Genomic DNA, 18045 nt, shown 5'->3' with positions numbered 1-18045 from the left:
GTCCTTCTGTGCGGTGGGAGTCGTGGTGGTGCGGGCGTGCGGAGAGCGGTGCGGCTCAGAGGTGGGCGTAGACGTCGTCGAGCGAGATCCCGCGGGCGACCATCATCACCTGGACGTGGTACAGCAGCTGCGAGATCTCCTCGGCGGCGGCTTCCTTGCCCTCGTACTCGGCGGCCATCCAGACCTCGGCGGCCTCTTCGACGACCTTCTTGCCGATGGCATGCACCCCCTTGCCCACCAGCTCGGCGGTGCGGGAGGTGGAGGGGTCGCCGGTGGCGGCCTTGTGCTGGAGCTCGGTGAAGAGCTCTTCGAAGCTCTTGGCGGGTTTGTTGGCCATGATGGTCCTAAGAGTACGGGGTGGCCCGGTGCCACTCAGCGCCAGGGTTCGGCGACCGTGCGCAGCGTGGCGGCGGTGGCGACGGCGGCGGTGACGGCCTCGTGGCCCTTGTCCTCGTGGGAGCCCTCGATGCCGGCCCGGTCGAGCGCCTGCTCCTCGGTGTCGCAGGTCAGGACGCCGAAGCCGATGGGAACACCGGTGTCGACGGAGACCTGCGTGAGGCCGTTGGCGACGCCCTGGCACACGTACTCGAAGTGGGGCGTTCCGCCGCGGATGACGACGCCGAGTGCGACGATCGCGTCGTAACCCCGGCCCGCGAGGACCTTGGCGACGACCGGCAGCTCGAAGCTGCCGGGGACCCGCAGCACGGTCGGCTCGTCGATGCCCAGCTCGTGCAGGGCGCGCAGCGCGCCGTCGACGAGGCCGTCCATGACCTTCTCGTGCCACTGGGCCGCGATCACCGCCACCCGGAGGTCGCCGCAGTTCTTCACACTCAGTTCGGGTGCGCCCTTGCCGCTCACGCGTGGTCTCCTTCGAGGTTGTGTACGGGTTTACTGGTTGCCGCAGGTGGAGGCGGAGGCGCCGTCCAGCCACGGAAGGTCGTGCCCCATCCGGTCCCGCTTGGTGCGCAGGTAGCGGAGGTTGTGCTCGCCCGCCTTGACGGGCATCGGCTCGCGTTCGAGGACGGTCAGGCCGTGCCGTACGAGCGCGTCGGTCTTCTCGGGGTTGTTCGTCATCAGCCTGAGGCTGTGCACGCCGAGGTCTTCGAGGATCTGCGCGCCGGCCGCGTAGTCGCGGGCGTCGGCGGGCAGGCCGAGTTCCAGGTTGGCGTCGAGGGTGTCGCGGCCGAGCTCCTGGAGTTCGTACGCGCGCAGCTTGGACAGCAGCCCGATGCCGCGCCCCTCGTGGCCGCGCAGGTAGACGACGACGCCCCGGCCCTCCTCGGTGATGCGCTGCATGGATGTTTCCAGCTGGGGGCCGCAGTCGCAGCGCTGGGAGTGGAAGATGTCGCCGGTCAGGCACTCGGAGTGGACCCGCGCGAGGACGTCCTCGCCGTCACCGATCTCGCCGTGGACGAGCGCGACGTGCTCGACGCCGTCGACGGTCGAGCGGTAGCCGTACGCGGTGAAGTCCCCGAAGGTCGTGGGGAGCTGGACGGTGGCCTCGCGGCGGACCTTGGGGTCGGAGGTGCGGCGGTACGCGATCAGGTCCTCGATGGAGATGATCGTCAGGCCGTGCTTGCGGGCGAACGGGATCAGCTCGGGCAGCCGCAGCATCACGCCGTCCTCGCCGGCGATCTCGACGATCGCGCCGGCCGGGCGCAGGCCGGCGAGCCGGGCGAGGTCGACCGCGGCCTCGGTGTGGCCGTTGCGGACGAGTACGCCGCCGGGCTTGGCGCGCAGCGGGAAGACGTGGCCGGGGCGGACGAAGTCGCCCGCGGTGGAGCGGCCGCTCGCCAGGAGCCGCAGGGTCGCGGCGCGGTCGGCGGCCGAGATGCCGGTGGTGACGCCGTGCGCGGCGGAGGCGTCCACGGAGACGGTGAAGGCGGTGCTCATCGACTCGGTGTTGTTCTCGACCATCTGCGGGAGTTCGAGCCGCTCCAGCTCGTCGCCCTCCATGGGCGCGCAGATCAGGCCGCGGCACTCGCTCATCATGAAGGCGACGATCTCGGGCGTCGCCATCTCGGCGGCGATGACGAGGTCGCCCTCGTTCTCCCGGTTCTCGTCGTCGACGACGACCACGGGGCGGCCGGCCGCGATGTCGCGGATGGCCTGCTCGACGGGGTCGAGGGCCAGGTCCTCGGCGTTGTCGGTGCTGTACCAGGTGGGCAGGGCACCACTCATGCTGCTGCTCCTTCGATGGCGGGCTTCACGCTGGTGCGCGAACGCTGCCACCAGTCGTAGGCGCCCCACAGGACGAGGGCGAAGTAGACGACGTACACGAGACCGGAGAAGGCGAGGCCGCTGCTGAAGGCGAGCGGTACGCCCACCAGGTCGACCAGCAGCCAGGCGAACCAGAACTCGACCAGGCCGCGCGCCTGGGCGACCATCGCGACGAGCGTGCCGACGAAGATGTACGCGTCGGCCCAGGGGCTCCAGGACAGCGACGGGTACAGGGTGAACAGGCCCCCGACGGCCAGCGTGCCGACGACCGCTCCGGCCGCCAGCAGTGCGCGCTCGCGCCCGGTGGCGAAGCGGACGGCGATCGAGCCGTCCTGGGCCTGCTGCTTGCCGAGCTGCCACTGCCGCCAGCCCCACAGGGCGACGCCGATGACCAGCAGCTGCTTGCCGACGCCGCCGCTGAGGTTCGCGGAGGAGTAGGCGGCGACGAGGATGACGCCGGACAGGAACTGGGCGGGCCAGGTCCATATGGAGCGCCGCCAGCCGAGCGCGAGGGCGATCAGGCCGATGGTGTTGCCGATCATGTCGGACCACAGGATGTGCTGGTCGAAGGCGGTGAACGCCTCGCTGTTCAGCCAGGACACGGCGCTCACCTGACGCTCTCCTTCCGGTCCGCGCCCAGCAGCCTCTCGACGTACTTGGCGAGGACGTCCACTTCCAGGTTGACCGGGTCGCCGGCCTGCTTGATGCCGAGGGTCGTGAGGTCGAGCGTGGTGGGGATGAGGCTGATGGTGAAGTAGTCGTCCCCGGCCTCGACGACGGTGAGGCTCACGCCGTCGACGGTGATGGAGCCCTTCTCGACGACGTACCGGGCGAGGTCCGGGGGGAGCGAGACCTTGACGATCTCCCAGTGCTCGGACGGCTCGCGGCCGGTGATCGTGCCGGTCCCGTCGACGTGTCCCTGGACGAGGTGTCCGCCGAGGCGGCCGCCGAGCGCCATGGGGCGCTCCAGGTTCACGCGGGAGCCGGTGGTGAGGGCGCCGAGGCTGGAGCGCTTCAGCGTCTCGGCCATCACGTCGGCGGTGAACTCACCGTCCCCGCACTCCACGACGGTGAGGCAGACGCCGTTGACGGCGATGGAGTCGCCGTGCTTCGCGTCCTCGGTGACGAGCGGGCCGCGCAGGCGGAAACGGGAGGCGTCACCGAGGTTCTCGACGGCGGTGACCTCACCCAGCTCTTCGACGATTCCGGTGAACACTCAGGTCTCCTTCGGTACGGGAGTGGCGGGGACGGCGGTGATGCGCAGATCGGGGCCGACACGCACGGTCTCGGTGACGTCGAGCCGCAACGCTTCGGTGAGGGTGGTGATTCCGGCGTCGGCGAGGGCGGCGGGGCCCGCGCCGAGCAGGACGGGGGCGAGGTAGCCGGTGACGGCGTGGACGGCGCCCGCGGCGACGAACGCGCCGGCGAGCGTGGGACCGCCTTCGAGGAGTACGGAACGCACGCCCCGGGTGTGCAGGGCGGCGAGCAGCGCGTGGACGTCGAGGCCGCCGGCGGCGCGGGGCAGCCGTACGACCTCCGCCGCTGTCCCGTCCAGGTGCGCGGCGTCGGCGTCCTCGGCGACCGCGACCAGCGTCGGCGCCGCGTCGTCGAGGACGCGGGCGCCGGGCTTGACGGCGGTGGCGTTGGTGTCGACGACGACGCGCAGGGGCTGGGTGACGGCCTCGGTGGTCCCTGCGCCGCGTACGGCGAGGTGGGGGTCGTCGGCGCGCATGGTGCCGGAGCCGACGATCACGGCGTCCGCCTCGGCGCGCAGCCGGTGGACGTCGGCGCGGGACTCGGCGGAGCTGATCCAGCGGCTGGTGGAGTCGGCCGCGGCGATGCGGCCGTCGAGCGTCGCGGCGTACTTCCAGCGGACGTACGGGCGGCCGAGGCGTACGGACGTGAGCCAGGCGATGTTGCCCGCCCGCGCCTCGTCCACGAGCAGGCCCTGCTCCACCTGGACGCCGGCCGCGCGCAGGGTGCCGGCGCCACCGGTGGCCTGCGGGTTCGGGTCGGCGACGGCGTAGACGACGCGGGCGACGCCGGCGGCGACGAGGGCCTGGGCGCAGGGGCCGGTGCGACCGGTGTGGTTGCAGGGTTCGAGGGTGACGTACGCCGTACCGCCGCGCGCCCGCTCCCCCGCTTCCCGCAGGGCGTGCACCTCGGCGTGCGGGCCGCCCGCGCGCTGGTGGAATCCGGCGCCTGCGGGCTGTCCGGCGGCGTCGAGGACGACGCATCCGACGACCGGGTTGGGGCTGGTGGAGCCGAGTCCGCGGGCGGCCAGCGTGATGGCCCGGCGCATGGCGTTCGCGTCGGTCGTGGCTTCGGCTGCGGTGGCCACCGGGTCCTCCTGCCTCTTCGGGCACGGACTCCGGGGCTGTCGAGGACGACAGAGAGCGGGAAAACGCCAACGGGTAACGACGGGACGCCCTGGCCGGAATGAGGGATCGCCCCTGGAGGACGAGCCGAACCGCCGACAGCGGCGTACCGATGACCTGTGACGGCCCGCCGCGCACTGCCTCCCATCCGGACTTTCACCGTCGGTACAGGAATTTCACCTGTTCAACCGGTCACTGGAGGTGACCGGGTCGCGGACTGTAACCGCCGGTTCGGAATTACACCGACCCCGGAGTGCGCTGCTGCTGGTACAAGGTCAGTGTGCCACGCCGGACACAGTGCCACTCATCCGATTTCCTGTGGCCCGGCTCACAGAGGATTGGTCCATACCTATTGACCACCCTGGTCTAGTCCTCTTAACGTCTGCGCAACAAGACGATCACCCACCGTTGTTGTGCCAGGCCGACCTCCCCAGGAGGAACAGACCGTGCTGTCCCCCACCCGAGCGAGACCCGCCCTGCTCGCCGCCGGCGCGGCCGTCGCCGGACTCCTGCTCAGTTCGCTCGCCGGAGGCGTTTCGCACGCCGCCGACAACGAGTCCTGTCGTCCCGACGGCCTGTACAAGACCCCGGGCGTCGACGTGCCGTACTGCTCGGTCTACGACGCCGAAGGCCGCGAGAAGATGGGCGCCGACCACAAGCGCCGCGTCATCGGCTACTTCACCGGCTGGCGTACGGGCAAGAACGGCGAGCCCGCCTACCTCGCCTCCGACATCCCGTGGGACAAGGTCACCCACCTCAACTACGCCTTCGCGCACATCGGGAGCGACAACAAGATCTCGGTCGGCTCCGACGGCGAGAAGAACGCCGCGACCGGGATGACCTGGCCGGGCGTGGCCGGTGCGGAGATGGACCCGGCGTACGGCTACAAGGGCCACTTCAACCTGCTGAGCAAGTTCAAGAAGCAGCACCCGGACGTGAAGACGCTGGTGTCGGTGGGCGGCTGGGCCGAGACCGGCGGGTACTTCGCGGACAACGGCGACCGGGTGAACTCCGGCGGCTTCTACTCGATGGCGACCCACGCGGACGGTTCGGTCAACCAGGCGGGCATCGACACGTTCGCGGACTCGACGGTCGCGTTCATCAAGAAGTACGGCTTCAACGGTGTCGACATCGACTACGAGTACCCGACGACGATGAAGGACGCGGGCAATCCGCTGGACTTCTCGTACTCCAACGCCCGCCGGGCCGGGCTGGTCAAGGGATACGCGGCGCTGATGAAGTCGCTGCGCGAGAAGCTCGACCGGGCGGGCGCCGCGGACGGGAAGCACTACCTGCTGACGGTGGCCGCGCCCTCGTCGGGGTATCTGCTGCGCGGCATGGAGACGTTCCAGGTCCAGAAGTACCTGGACTACGTCAACATCATGTCGTACGACCTGCACGGCGCGTGGAACGAGTACGTCGGCCCGAACGCCTCACTCTTCGACGACGGCAAGGACGCCGAACTGGCGGCCGCGGGTGTGTATTCGACGGCGCAGTACGGCGGGGTCGGTTACCTGAACACCGACTGGGCGTATCACTACTTCCGCGGCTCGATGCCGGCCGGCCGCATCAACATCGGCCTGCCGTACTACACCCGCGGGCACAAGAACGTGCAGGGCGGCACGGACGGGCTGTGGGGCAAGGCGCCTTCGGCCAACTGCCCGGCCGGCGCGGGCCTGACCAAGTGCGGTGACGGGGCCTCCGGCATCGACAACCTGTGGCACGACAAGGACACGGCGGGCAAGGAGTCCCCGGCCGGGTCCAACCCGATGTGGCACGCGAAGAACCTGGAGAAGGGCGTCGTCGGGGACTACGTCACTCAGTACGGCTTCCCCGCCGGCACGAAGCTGACCGGCACGTACGCCCGCAAGTACGACCCGACGCTCGTCGCGCCCTGGCTGTGGAACGCGGAGAAGAAGGTCTTCCTGTCGACCGAGGACGAGCAGTCCGTCAAGGCCAAGGCCGACTACGTCGTCGACAAGGGCATCGGCGGCACCATGGTCTGGGAGCTCGCGGGCGACTACGACTGGAACGCGGCGAAGGGCCAGTACGAGATCGGCGACTCGCTGACGACGGCGATGTACGAGAAGTTCAAGTCGGCCTCGCCGTACGGCGCGCAGCGCTCCACCGTCGAGCTGCCGGCGAAGGCGCTCGACATCGGCGTGGACTTCGGGCAGTTCCCGCTCGGCGACTCCAACTACCCCATCAGCCCCCAGCTGAAGATCACGAACAACACGAAGGCGACACTGCCCGGCGGCACGGAGTTCCAGTTCGACTACGCGACCTCCGCGCCCGCCAACGCCAAGGACCAGTCCGGCTTCAACACGAAGATCGTGCGCAGCGACCACACGGCCGCCCACAACATCGGCGGGCTGAAGGGTGACTACAACCGCGTCTCGCTGAAGCTGCCGGCCTGGCAGACGCTCGCGCCCGGCGCCTCGGTCGAGCTGGACTTCGTCTACTACCTGCCGACCTCCACCCCGTCCAACTGGACGGTGACCTTCGGCGGCCGGTCCTACGCCCTGGCGGGCGACCTGGCGCGCGGTACGACGGTGGTGGAGCCGGGAACGGGCCCCGGGCCGGGGCCGGACCCGAGCCCCACGCCGAGCCCGGGCGGGCCGTGCGCGGCGCCCGCGTGGAGCGCCTCGTCCGAGTACGGCAGCGGTACGACCGTCGCCCACAAGTCGCACCAGTGGAAGTCCAAGTGGTGGACGAAGGGCGAGGAGCCGGGTACTACCGGTGAGTGGGGTGTCTGGCAGGGCCTCGGAGCCTGCTGACCCCCGGCAAGACGCCCGGCGGCGGTGACCGGCCCTTCCCGCCGCCGGGTCCACCCCTCCCGGAAGCCCCGGAGCACCGGCTCCGGGGCTTCCGGCGCGTACGGGGCGTCAGGCCCCGGAGGTGTACGGGCCGTCAGGCCCTCGGGGCGAACAGGTCGTCCTGGGCCGCGTCCCTGGCCGCGAGCAGGGCGCCCTGGAGCACCGCCGCGTCGCCCAGTTCCCCGGCCCGCACCTGGGTGCGCAGCGGTGACATCGCGGCGAGCTTTCCGGCGACGCGGGCGGCGAGCGCCGCCCCGCCCGCGTGGCCGCTCTCGCCGCCGAGGACGACGCAGCCCGGGTCGAGTACGGCGGTGACGGCCGCCGCGCCGACGGCCAGGTGGGTGGCCAGGGCGTCCAGGAACGGCTCACCGCGCGTCCCCGCCGCGAGGGCCGCCCGTACCCCGGCGGCGGCGGAGGGGTCACCGGCTGTCGCGATGCCGTGCCGCGCGGCAAGGGTGCCGATGGCGGCGCCGCCGACCAGTGAGTGGAACCCGCCGCCGCAGTCCGTGGCCGAGGGCAGGCCCTCGGTGCCCGGCACCGGCAGGAACCCGATCTCGCCCGCGCCGCCCGACGCGCCCCGGCGCAGCCTGCCGTCGAGCACGAGCGCCGCGCCGACGCCGTGGCCGAGCCACAGCAGGACGAAGGTGTCGCGGTCGCGGGCCGCGCCGAGCCGCTGTTCCGCGACGGCGGCGAGGTTGGTCTCGTTCTCCACGAGCACGGTGGCGGGCAGGCGTTCCTGGAGGGCGGCGACCAGCCGGCGGTGCCACGCGGGGAGCCCGGTGGTGGCGCGCAGTTCCCCGGTGGCGGGGTCGATCAGGCCGGGGGCCCCGATCCCGACGCTGTGCAGCCGCTCGGCGCCGGCCTCGCGGGCGGTGTGCTCCAGGAGGGCGACGGCCTGTTCGACGGCCGGTCCGGTGCCCGTCGCGTCGCCGTCGATCGGCAGCGTGGCCTCGGCGAGCGTCGTACCGAGCAGATCGGCCACGACGACGGAGACCCCCTGGGTCCGTACGTCGAGCGCGGCGAGGTGGGCGCGGTCCGCGACGATGCCGTACAGCCGGGCGTTGGGGCCCCGGCGCCGCTCCCCGGCCTCCCCCACCACGGCGATCAGGCCCGCGCCCTGGAGTCGTTCGACCAGGTCGGCGACGGAGGGGCGGGACAGCCCGGTCAGCGTCTTGAGCTGTCCGGCCGTCAACGGGCCCTCGTCCTGGAGCAGCTTGAGGGCGGACCGGTCGTTGATGGCCCGGGCGGTGCTCGGTGATGCGGGCATGCCACGGATCCTCTCAGACGCGTCCGCCCCTATTTATCAGGCAGGGTTCCTGATAGTTTACTCCGGCACGCTGGAGAGACGGGCCACGGGGAGGATGCGATGTCGGGCGAAATGGTCTTCAGCCGGACGCGGTTGAAGCGGGCGCGGTACGCCGTGGCCGCTGTCTTCTGCGTGCACGGAGCGGTCACTGGCAGCTTCGCCACCCGCATCCCGTGGATCGCGGACCACACCGGCGTCGGCGCGGGCCAGCTCGGCCTCGCCCTCGCCTTCCCCGCGATCGGCGCCTCGGTGGCGATGCCGCTGGCCGGGGCGGTCAGTCACCGGCTGGGGGCGCGGACCGCGCTGCGCGGCCTGCTGGTCCTGTGGACCCTCTCGCTCACGCTGCCCGCGCTGGCGCCGAACATGCCGGCGCTGTGCGCCGCGCTGTTCGTGTACGGCGCGACGGCGGGGATGTCGGACGTGGCCATGAACGCGCTCGGCGTCGAGGTCGAGAACCGGCTGGACAAGTCGATCATGTCCGGCCTGCACGGCATGTGGAGCGCGGGCGCGCTGATCGGCTCGGCCGCCGGAACGCTCGCCGCCCACCTGGGAAGCGACGCGCGCCTGCACCACGCGCTGGCCGCCGCCGCCCTGACCGTACTGGGCCTCGTCGCCTGCCGGGGTGTGCTCGACCTGCGCAGCGCGCCGGACGCGCAGGCCCCGCCGCGTTTCGCGCTGCCGCCGAGATCGGCGCTGGTGATCGGCGCGATCGGGTTCTGCGCGGTGTTCGCGGAGGGGGCCAGCCTGGACTGGTCGGCGGTGTATCTGCGGGACGTGCTGGACACCTCGCCGGGCCTCGCCGCCGCCTCCACGACCGCGTTCGCCCTGACGATGGCGGTGGCCCGGCTGGCCGGGGACCGGGTGATCGACCGGTTCGGGCCGGTGCGTACGGTCCGGGTGGGCGGCGTCGCGGCGACGGCCGGCGGCCTGCTCGTGGTGTCGGCGCCCGGTCCGGTGCTCGCCCTGTCCGGCTTCGCGCTGATCGGACTCGGGGTCGCGGTGGTCGTACCGCTGGCCTTCGCCGCGGCCGGCCGCTCGGGGCCGAGTCCGAGCCAGGCGATCGCGGGAGTCGCGACGATCACGTACACGTCCGGCCTGATCGCCCCGTCGGCGATCGGCGCGGTGGCGGACGCGACCTCGCTGGTGGTGTCCTTCGGCGTGGTGACGGCGCTGGCGTTCGGGCTGGTGGTGGGCGCCGGGGTACTGCGCGGAGCGGGCCGCGCGCCGGACCGCGATCGCGGCGGCGTTTCGCCGTCCCCGGCCACAGCGGTCAAGGACTAGGGCGCGGTCGGCGCTCGCCCGTTCACCGTCGCCCGAGGGCCCGGCGGGGCGTACGGCTGAACCCGGCGGACACCGGCGCGAGTTTCCGCCCGTAGCATGGCTGGGATCATCTCTGACCGAATCTGCACGGGAGCCACCATGGACCTCGGGGTGCGCTGGACCCTGCACGGCGACGGGCGGACCCCCGCCCCCGGAGCCGTCGTACGGCCCGACGAGCGCCTCTCCTGGCCCCGTACAGCGGGGCTCGGCGCCCAGCACGTGGTGGCCATGTTCGGGGCGTCGTTCGTCGCCCCGGTGCTCATGGGACTGGATCCCAATCTGGCCATCATGATGTCCGGCGTCGCGACGGTCATCTTCCTGCTGGCCACCCGCGGCCGCGTGCCGAGTTACCTCGGCTGTTCGCTCTCCTTCGTCGGCGTGGCGGCCACGATCCGCGCGTCCGGCGGCGACAGCGCCACGGTCACCGGCGCGGTCCTGGTCGTCGGCGCGGCGCTCTTCGTCGCCGGTCTCGCCGTCCAGAGGTTCGGCGCCCGCATCATCCACGCCGCGATGCCGCCGGTCGTCACGGGCGCGGTCGTCATGCTGATCGGCTTCAACCTGGCCCCGGTCACGGCCTCGACGTACTGGCCGCAGGACCAGTGGACGGCCCTGCTGGTGATGCTCTTCACCGGGCTGGCGGTCGTCTGCCTGCGCGGCTTCTTCTCCCGCGTCGCGATCTTCCTCGGCCTGCTCTTCGGGTACGCGATCTCCTGGGTCTTCGACCGGCTCTTCGGGAAGATCCACTCGCCCGTGGGCGGCCCGGAGGCCGTCGACCACTGGCGGCTGGACCTCTCGGCGGTCGGCCGGGCCGACTGGATCGGCCTCCCGTCCTTCCACGCGCCGAGCTTCGAGTGGTCGGCGATCCTCGTCGCGCTGCCCGTCGTCATCGCGCTGATCGCCGAGAACGCCGGGCACGTCAAGGCCGTCGGCGAGATGACCGGCGACTCCCTGGACGACAGGCTCGGCACCGCCATCGCCGCCGACGGCGCGGCGTCCATGCTGTCCACCGCCGTCGGAGGGCCGCCCAACACGACGTACTCCGAGAACATCGGCGTCATGGCGGCCACCCGCGTCTACTCCACGGCCGCGTACTGGGCCGCCGCCGGTTTCGCGCTGCTCTTCGGGCTCTGCCCCAAGTTCGGCGCGGTCGTCGCGGCGATCCCCGGCGGTGTGCTCGGCGGCATCACCGTCATCCTGTACGGCATGATCGGCCTGCTCGGCGCCCAGATCTGGCTCAACGCCCGCGTGGACCTGCGCAATCCACTCAATCTGGTGCCGGCCGCCGCGGGCATCATCATCGGCGTCGGCGGCGTCAGCCTGAAGATCACCGACAACTTCGAGCTGAGCGGCATCGCGCTCGGCACGATCGTCGTGATCACCGGCTATCACGTCCTGCGCGCCCTGGCCCCCGCCCACCTCAAGGAGCAGGAGCCCCTGCTGGACGCGGGCACCTCGACGTACGACACCACCAAGGACTAGGCGTCGGCCAGTTCGGCGTTGGCGCGGGCGGTCAGGACGGTTAGCAGGCGGCCGGCGACCGCCAGCTCGTCCGGCTCGAAACCGTCGTACAGCCGCGCCGTGATCTCGCCGACCTCGGTACGGATCGAACGGTGCAGCTCCCGGCCCGCGTCCGTGAGCCGGATGCGGCACTCGTCGCCGGGTACCGCCTCCACCAGCGCCGCGCCGGTCAGTTCGGCGATCGTCGCCAGCGCCGTCGCGTCGTCGGTCTTCAGGCTGCCCGTCATGCGGCTGACGAGGTGGCCGCGGTCGACGCCGGTGCCGCTGTCCGCCGCGACGTTGAGCGCCACGGACTGGTGGAAGGTGGTGCCGGTGCGGGCCAGGTACCGCTCCAGTACGGCGCGGGTGGCGTAGTGGGCCTGGCCGATGATCTGGCCGTTGACGTTCGGGGTTGCGGACATGGCTACTCCTCGGTCGGTGCTTCGGGCGGTACGCCGGACGACGCGTCCAGCGGTACGTCGATCAGGGCGGTCAGCTCACGGACCAGTACCTCGGTGCGCCGCCCCTCCAGGCCGCCGAGCGGCGCCAGGAGCTGGTCGACGAGCCGCTGTACGACCGTGATAGCGCGGCCGGTGGCCTCCCGGCCCCGGTCGGTGAGCTCCAGCCGGACCGCCCGGGTGTCGGCGGCGTCCCGGGTGCGCTCGACGAGACCCGCGGTCTCCAGCGCGCGGGCCAGCTTCGAGACGTACAGGGCCTCCAGGCCGGTGTGGTCGGCGAGTTCTCGCTGACTCGGCCGGCGTCCGGCGTGTTCCATGCCGAGCAGCGAGGCGAGCAGCGAGTACTGCGCGTGGGTCAGGCCCAGCGGCCCGAGGGCCCGGTCGACGGCCACGCGCCATCTCGTCGACAGTCGCCAGACCAGGAAGCCGGGCGTCGGGCCTTCGGTGGCTGCGCTCATGACAGATACAGTACATAGCTACTATGTACATGGCTAGTGTTTTGCTCAGTCGCCGCGCGCCAGCTGGTAGGCGTAGTCCGGTGCGAAGGTACCCGCCGCGCCCTTGCAGCCGTCGGACTCCCCCGGCAGCTTGACCCACAGGTACGCGTCGATCCGGTCCTCCCCGGTCCGGGTCGTCGGCGCCCGGCCGAGGGCGCGGCCCGCCGGGTCGCACCACTGGCCCTCGGCCGGCGGGCCGTTGCCGTTCCTGCTGGTGTCGATGACCGCGCCGAGCCCCGGCGGGCCGCCGAGCGCGGCGAGCACCCGGCGCGCGTAGGCGGCCTCGTCGGCGGTGCGGTGGAAGTTGGCGACGTTGGTGAAGATCCCGTCGCCGCTCGACCGGGCGCCCGCCGCGCGCAGGGCGGCGGCCTGCTTCCCGGCCGAGTGCCAGCCGGAGTGCCCGGCGTCGAAGTAGACCTTCGCCCGGGGGTTCGCGGCGTGCAGGGTGCGGCCCGCGCGGGCCAGCGACGCGAAACGCGCCTGCCGCTGCGCGGTGGAGAGGCAGTCGGACAGGGCGATCGAGTCGGGTTCCAGGACGACGACGACCTCGCCGCCGCCGAGTCCGGCCGCGAAGTCCCCGATCCAGTCGTCGTACGCCGCGAGGTCCGGCGCGCCGCCCTGGGAGGCGCCGCCGCAGTCCCGGTCGGGGATCGCGTACGGCACCAGGACGGGCACTCGGCCCGCCGCCTCCGCGGCCGAGGTCACGGACCTCACCCGCGCGGTGACGGCGCCCGGGTCGTACGCCGCGAACCACACGGCGGCGGGCCGCTCCGCGATCCGGGACGCGATCAGCGCGTGCCGGGGGTCGTCGCCGTTGGCCCTGACCCAGTCGAGCACCTGGGACTCCGGGTGCCGGTAGAGGGCGGCGCCGCCGGGCTCCTCCCCCCGGTCCGCTTCCGGCTTCCCCGGGGCCCGCGTGGGCGACGAGGCCGGCGGCGCGGGACGGGAAGCCCGGGGCGGCTCCGTGGACGGGAGCGCCGCCGGACGCGAGGCCGGGGCCGAAGCCTTGACGGTCGGCGTCGCCGAAGCCGTCGGGCGCGCGGGCAGCGGCCCCGGAACCGGCGTCGCGGTCGTCGTCGGCCGCGCCGCGTTCCGGTGGTCCCCCTCGCCCGCCGACGCGGACATCACCCCCGTCACCGCGCCGACGGCGACGACCGCCGAAGCCGCGACGGCCATCGCGTCGCGCCGCCTGGCGCGACGCCTCCGCGCGCGCTCCGTCCGGCGCTGTGCACGTACACCCGGCACCCTGGCTCTCCCCCGCTCGGCCGTCCCCCGGCGCCCGCGACACGGTTCGTTCCCCCGTTCCGGGGAAGCCCGTGTCTACGGCGCCCGGGGAAAAGCCTAGGGCTGCGACGCTGCCCGTATGGCGCAGATCGAGCACTTCCCAGCTCAGACGGACCGCTCCCGGACCTCGGTCGACGCGGTGGTGGCGCGGATGCGTTCCTTCCGCTGCGACTGGCCGCCGTCGGACGGCCTCGCGGTCTTCAACCGGCTCTACCTCGCGGTCACCGAGGAGATCGACCGGCGCATCGACGGCGGCCTGTTCCCCGACGCCCGCGCCGCCGCCACGCTCGACGTGCTCTTCGCCGAGCGCTACCTCTCCGCCGTGGACGCCTCGTCGGCGGGGCGGCGCGGGCCCGCCTGCTGGCGGCCGCTGCTGATGTACCGGCGCCATCCGGGCGTACGGCCGCTGCAGTTCGCGCTGGCCGGGATCAACGCGCACATCGGGCACGACCTGGCGCTGGCCGTGGTCGACTCCTGTGACGTGCTCGGCTGCCGGCCGGCCGATCTGGAGGGTGACTTCGACCGGGTGGGCGACACGCTCGTGGCGCTGGAGGAGCGCGTCCGCGAGGAGCTGATGCCGGGGCCCGACCTGCTGGAGATCGCCGACCCGCTGACCCATCTGCTCGGCTCGTGGAGCCTGGAGCGGGCCCGTGACGCCGCCTGGTCCGCCGCCCGCCTCCTGTGGCGGTTGCGCGAACTGCCCGATCTGGCGGAGGACTTCACGCGACGGCTGGACGAAGGCGTGGGCCTGGTCGGGCGGATGCTGCTGACGCCGCTGCCCGGCGGCGACTGAACCCGCCCGCGGCCGCGCGCCGGTGAAGCCCGGGTGAACAGCGTCCGACGGACTGCCCCGGCCCGGGTTCCCGCGCCCCTGCCGGCCCTACCCTGACCCGCACAAGCGCGCGAACGGGCGTGCGCCGGCAGGCTGGGGCGAGGGCGAACGCGTGGAGTGGTTGAACCCCGAGAACGTGGTGGCGCTGCTGACCGCGGTGGTCGGCGTGGCGGCCGCGGTGGGGCCCTTCTGGTACGAGCGCCGGGTCCCGCGCCGCAAGCGGATCGGCTACCGCGTGCAGATGGACACCCCCATCGGCGGCGACGCCCGCAACGGCCACGACACCGTGCGCCTCGGCCTGTTCGACGACTCCCCCGACATGTCCAACGCCACCCTCGTCCTGCTGCGGATCGAGAACGACGGCGCGCAGGGCATCTCGGCCACCGACTACACCGGCCCGGACACGCACGGCCTGACCGTCCACTTCACCGACCGCACGGTCCGCGGTGTGGCGGTCACCCAGCCCAATCCCGAACACGCCCACCTGATGGCACACTTCACGCCCGAGGCCGGGATGCGGCACCAGCGGAACCGGGTCCACCTGCCGAAGGTGCCGCTCAACCGGGGCCAGCACTACAAGCTCCTGGTCCTGCTCGGCGGGGGCGGCGTCGGCAGCGCGGTCCGGGTGACCGGCGGCATCCAGGACGGCGCGGTGATGCCCAACGAGAGCACCACCCCGGACGACAAGACGCCCCTCTTCAGCCGCCCGGCCCGCACCCTCATCCTCGCGCTCGCCGTCTGCGTCGTCGCCCTGGCCACCCTCACCGTCGTACGCGACGACGCGGACCCGCCGCCCATGGGCTGCGCCGCCGGGAAGCTGACCGTGACCGGCTCCACCGCGTTCACGCCGGTCGCGAAGGAGCTGGCCGAGAAGTACGAGGACGAGTGCCCCGGTTCGCAGATCACCGTGGACACCCACGGAAGTACCGCCGGCATCCGCGCTCTCGACGAGGCGGGCGCCGCGGCCGAGGACGGCTCGCCCGCCGTCGTCGCCCTGTCCGACGGTCCGAAGCCGAACGGCTACCCCCGGTTGCGCGAGAGCCGGGTGGCGGTCTCGGCGTTCGCCCTGGTGCTCAACGACCGCGTGCCCCTCAAGGGCCTGACGACCGCGCAGGTACGCGCCCTGTACGCCGGCACCGTCCGCAACTGGAAGGAGCTCGACGGGCCCGACCTGCCCGTCCGCCTCGTGAGCCGGGACGCCAACTCCGGCACCCGGCAGGTCTTCCAGCGCCGCGTGCTGGGCGGGGGCGAGCCCGCGAACACCTCGCAGGACTGCGTCCGCCGGGACGACGGGCGGCCCGGGGTCGTCCGCTGCGAGCTCGATTCGACCGAGCAGGTACTGGCCGAGGTCGCCTCAGTGCCGGGCGCCCTGGGCTACAGCGAACTGCGCTCGGGCACCACCCCCGGGGGCGTCCACCGCCTGCGCCTGGACGGCCGGGAGCCGAGCATCGAGGGCATCGGGGCCGGCGGCTACCCGTACCACGAGATCGAGTACGCCTACACGTACGGCAGCCCGCCCGCCGACTCCCTGGTCTCCAGCTTCCTCGTCTATCTGACGCGCGGCAGCGGCCAGGACGTCATCCGCACCCACGGCCACCTGCCGTGCGCCGCCCCGGAAGCGGCGAAGCCCTGCGCCGGATAGGCACAGGGCTGTTGATGGCCGCTCGGGCCGGCCGGATCGCGGCCGGCCCGAGCGGCACGTTTCTGGGTGAGCACCAGGAGGTGCCCGGAGGTGGTCCGGGGTCAGTCCTCCGGCAGCTCGACCGGGGCGATCTCGTCGTAGAGGTCACCGGGGCCCGGGTTCGTCGGGTCGGTCGTACCGCCGAAGTGGTGCATGACGCCCCACACGGCGTTGAGCGCGGTCTGCACGGCGCCCTCGGCCCAGCCGGCCGTCCAGGAGATGTCGTCGCCCGCGAGGAAGATGCCGCGCTTGTCCTCGGGGAGGCGGTCCTGCATGAAGTGGGTGAACAGGCGGCGCTGGTAGCGGTAGTGGCCGGGCAGGTTCGCCTTGAACGCGCCCATGAAGTACGGCTCGTTCTCCCACGACACGGTCACCGGGTTGCCGATGATGTGACGGCGGATGTCGACCTTCGGGTAGATCTCGCCCAGCGACTTCAGCATGACCTCCATCCGCTCGTTCGCGGACAGCGGCAGCCACTTGAGACTGTCGTCGCACCACGTGTACGAAAGGCAGATGGTGGCGGGCTTGTCCGGGCCGTCGTCCAGCAGGTACGTGCCGCGCGTCATCCGGTCGGTGAGCGTCATCGACATGACGTCGCGGCCGGTCTCCTCGTCCTTGTCCAGCCAGAACGGCCGGTCGACCGGGACGAAGAGCTTGGAGCTCTCCATGTAGTGGGTGCGCTCCATCGCCGTCCAGTGGTCGATGGGGAACAGCGAGTCGTCGCACGTGATCTTGGAGAGCAGCATCCAGGACTGCGCGGTGAAGATCGCCGCCTGGTACGTGCGGATGTCGCCGGAGGCGTCGGTGACGGTGATCCGGTTGCCGGCCGTACGGTGCAGGCGCGTGACGGCGGGCTTCGGCTCGCCCTCGTGGAGGGATTTCAGCGACGTACCGAGCGGCCAGTGCACGAGCTTGGCCGGCTCGCGCTCCCAGAGCCGGACGGGGAGCTGCTGGCTGCCGCCGACGATGCCGCGGTGGTGGTCGTCCGCCTCGGTGTAGACGACGCGCAGGATCTCCAGGATGGAGTTCGGGAAGTCGGTGTCCCAGCCGCCGGTGCCGAAGCCGACCTGGCCGAAGATCTCGCGGTGCCGGAAGGACTTGAACGACTCGGACTCGCACAGGAAGCCGTAGAAGGTCTGGTTGTCGAGCTTCTCGACGAGCTTGGCCCAGATCTCACGGATGCGCGGTACGTCGCGCTCCCGCATGGCCTGGTTCATGTCGGAGAAGTCGGCGCCCTCTTCGAGGCAGGCGTTCCAGGCGTTCATGACGTCGCGGTAGACCTGCGGCAGGTCGTCGACGGTCACGGCGTAGTGCGACTCGCCCTTGAGGTCGACGACGGTCGACGGGGTCTCGGGGGCCAGCGGGTTGGGGAACGCCTTCGTCTCCAGGCCCACCAGGTCGATGTAGTGCTGGAGCGCGGTGGAGGACGGCGGGAAGCGCATGGCGCCCATCTCGGCCGTCAGCGACTCGTCGCAGCCCTCGAAGCCGACGGTGCGCAGCCGGCCGCCGATCTGGTCGGCCTCGTACACGACGGGCTTGAGGCCCATCTTCATCAGCTCGTACGCCGCGATGATGCCGGACAGGCCGCCGCCGATGACCGCGACCTCGGTGCCGTGCTCGGTCGCCGGTATCTGGCCGAGGCCCGCCGGGTGCGCGAGGAAGTCGTCGTACGCGTAGGGGAAGTCCGGACCGAACATGGTGATCGGCGGCTGCGCGTCGGTGTGCTGGACGGCTGTGGGCACCGTGGACGTCATGG

Annotated in this window: 16 protein-coding genes and 1 riboswitch; of the genes, 5 read left to right on the top strand and 11 right to left on the bottom strand. The window is 72.2% G+C overall.

The features are described from left to right. Window positions 1–55 precede the first annotated feature (55 nt). From IE185_RS06465 to ribD, 6 genes are read right to left on the bottom strand one after another with little or no spacing between them, the layout of a single operon-like run. Window positions 56–337: a phosphoribosyl-ATP diphosphatase gene (locus IE185_RS06465; RefSeq protein ID WP_069929747.1), complete on the bottom strand. Its 282-nt coding sequence runs from the start codon at window positions 335–337 to the stop codon at window positions 56–58. Window positions 338–372: 35 nt separating this feature from the next. After that, window positions 373–858 carry a 6,7-dimethyl-8-ribityllumazine synthase gene (gene ribH / locus IE185_RS06460; RefSeq protein ID WP_138894668.1) on the bottom strand — a complete coding sequence of 162 codons (486 nt, stop codon included), beginning with the start codon at window positions 856–858 and terminating at the stop codon, window positions 373–375. Window positions 859–888: 30 nt separating this feature from the next. Continuing rightward, a complete protein-coding gene (locus IE185_RS06455) occupies window positions 889–2181 on the bottom strand; it encodes a bifunctional 3,4-dihydroxy-2-butanone-4-phosphate synthase/GTP cyclohydrolase II (protein WP_138894667.1) in 1293 nt (430 codons plus the stop codon). Then, window positions 2178–2831: a nicotinamide mononucleotide transporter family protein gene (locus tag IE185_RS06450; protein WP_138894666.1), complete on the bottom strand. Its 654-nt coding sequence runs from the start codon at window positions 2829–2831 to the stop codon at window positions 2178–2180. The genes IE185_RS06455 and IE185_RS06450 overlap by 4 nt, the downstream gene beginning before the upstream one ends. Beyond that, a complete protein-coding gene (locus tag IE185_RS06445) occupies window positions 2828–3436 on the bottom strand; it encodes a riboflavin synthase (RefSeq protein WP_138894665.1) in 609 nt (202 codons plus the stop codon). The genes IE185_RS06450 and IE185_RS06445 overlap by 4 nt, the downstream gene beginning before the upstream one ends. Then, complete coding sequence (gene ribD / locus IE185_RS06440; RefSeq protein WP_229843365.1) at window positions 3437–4561, bottom strand: bifunctional diaminohydroxyphosphoribosylaminopyrimidine deaminase/5-amino-6-(5-phosphoribosylamino)uracil reductase RibD; 1125 nt, start codon at window positions 4559–4561, stop codon at window positions 3437–3439. A gap of 167 nt (window positions 4562–4728) precedes the next feature. Continuing rightward, window positions 4729–4859, bottom strand: a riboswitch (FMN riboswitch). Window positions 4860–5044: 185 nt separating this feature from the next. Here ribD and IE185_RS06435 point away from each other — a divergent pair. Continuing rightward, complete coding sequence (locus IE185_RS06435; RefSeq protein WP_138894664.1) at window positions 5045–7375, top strand: chitinase C-terminal domain-containing protein; 2331 nt, start codon at window positions 5045–5047, stop codon at window positions 7373–7375. Between the two features lie 133 nt (window positions 7376–7508). On the opposite strand, the gene IE185_RS06430 is transcribed toward IE185_RS06435, so the two are convergent. Beyond that, entirely contained in the window at window positions 7509–8681 is a 1173-nt protein-coding gene (locus IE185_RS06430; protein ID WP_138894663.1) for an ROK family transcriptional regulator, read from the bottom strand. A 99-nt stretch (window positions 8682–8780) separates the two neighbouring features. Between IE185_RS06430 and IE185_RS06425 the strand changes: the two genes are divergently transcribed. After that, window positions 8781–10001 carry an MFS transporter gene (locus IE185_RS06425; protein WP_138894662.1) on the top strand — a complete coding sequence of 407 codons (1221 nt, stop codon included), beginning with the start codon at window positions 8781–8783 and terminating at the stop codon, window positions 9999–10001. A gap of 138 nt (window positions 10002–10139) precedes the next feature. Beyond that, window positions 10140–11519, top strand: coding sequence for a uracil-xanthine permease family protein (locus tag IE185_RS06420; protein ID WP_138894661.1), 1380 nt, complete (start codon window positions 10140–10142; stop codon window positions 11517–11519). Here the strand turns inward: IE185_RS06420 and IE185_RS06415 are convergent. Genes IE185_RS06415 through IE185_RS06405 form a run of 3 tightly spaced genes read right to left on the bottom strand, consistent with a single transcriptional unit; the run spans window position 11516 to window position 13668 of the window. Further along, window positions 11516–11959 (bottom strand): winged helix DNA-binding protein, encoded by a 444-nt coding sequence (locus tag IE185_RS06415; RefSeq protein WP_138894660.1) that lies wholly within the window; start codon window positions 11957–11959, stop codon window positions 11516–11518. The genes IE185_RS06420 and IE185_RS06415 overlap by 4 nt on opposite strands. A gap of 2 nt (window positions 11960–11961) precedes the next feature. Beyond that, window positions 11962–12453 carry a MarR family winged helix-turn-helix transcriptional regulator gene (locus IE185_RS06410; protein WP_138894659.1) on the bottom strand — a complete coding sequence of 164 codons (492 nt, stop codon included), beginning with the start codon at window positions 12451–12453 and terminating at the stop codon, window positions 11962–11964. Between the two features lie 45 nt (window positions 12454–12498). After that, the gene (locus tag IE185_RS06405; protein ID WP_138894658.1) at window positions 12499–13668 is read right to left on the bottom strand and encodes a glycoside hydrolase family 6 protein; all 1170 of its coding nucleotides are present in this window, start codon (window positions 13666–13668) and stop codon (window positions 12499–12501) included. 187 nt (window positions 13669–13855) lie between these two features. Between IE185_RS06405 and IE185_RS06400 the strand changes: the two genes are divergently transcribed. Both IE185_RS06400 and IE185_RS06395 read left to right on the top strand, forming a co-directional pair. Then, on the top strand, window positions 13856–14569 hold the full coding sequence (locus tag IE185_RS06400; protein ID WP_138894657.1) for a DUF5995 family protein: 714 nt from the start codon (window positions 13856–13858) through the stop codon (window positions 14567–14569). A gap of 151 nt (window positions 14570–14720) precedes the next feature. Next, entirely contained in the window at window positions 14721–16250 is a 1530-nt protein-coding gene (locus IE185_RS06395; RefSeq protein WP_138894656.1) for a substrate-binding domain-containing protein, read from the top strand. Window positions 16251–16351: 101 nt separating this feature from the next. On the opposite strand, the gene IE185_RS06390 is transcribed toward IE185_RS06395, so the two are convergent. Then, window positions 16352–18043: a flavin monoamine oxidase family protein gene (locus IE185_RS06390; protein ID WP_189714778.1), complete on the bottom strand. Its 1692-nt coding sequence runs from the start codon at window positions 18041–18043 to the stop codon at window positions 16352–16354. Window positions 18044–18045: the final 2 nt, after the last annotated feature.

This window comes from Streptomyces chryseus, from assembly GCF_014650755.1.
GTDB lineage: Bacteria > Actinomycetota > Actinomycetes > Streptomycetales > Streptomycetaceae > Streptomyces > Streptomyces chryseus.
Note: the sequence above shows the minus strand (reverse complement) of the source record. Positions and strands in the feature narration are given on the sequence as shown.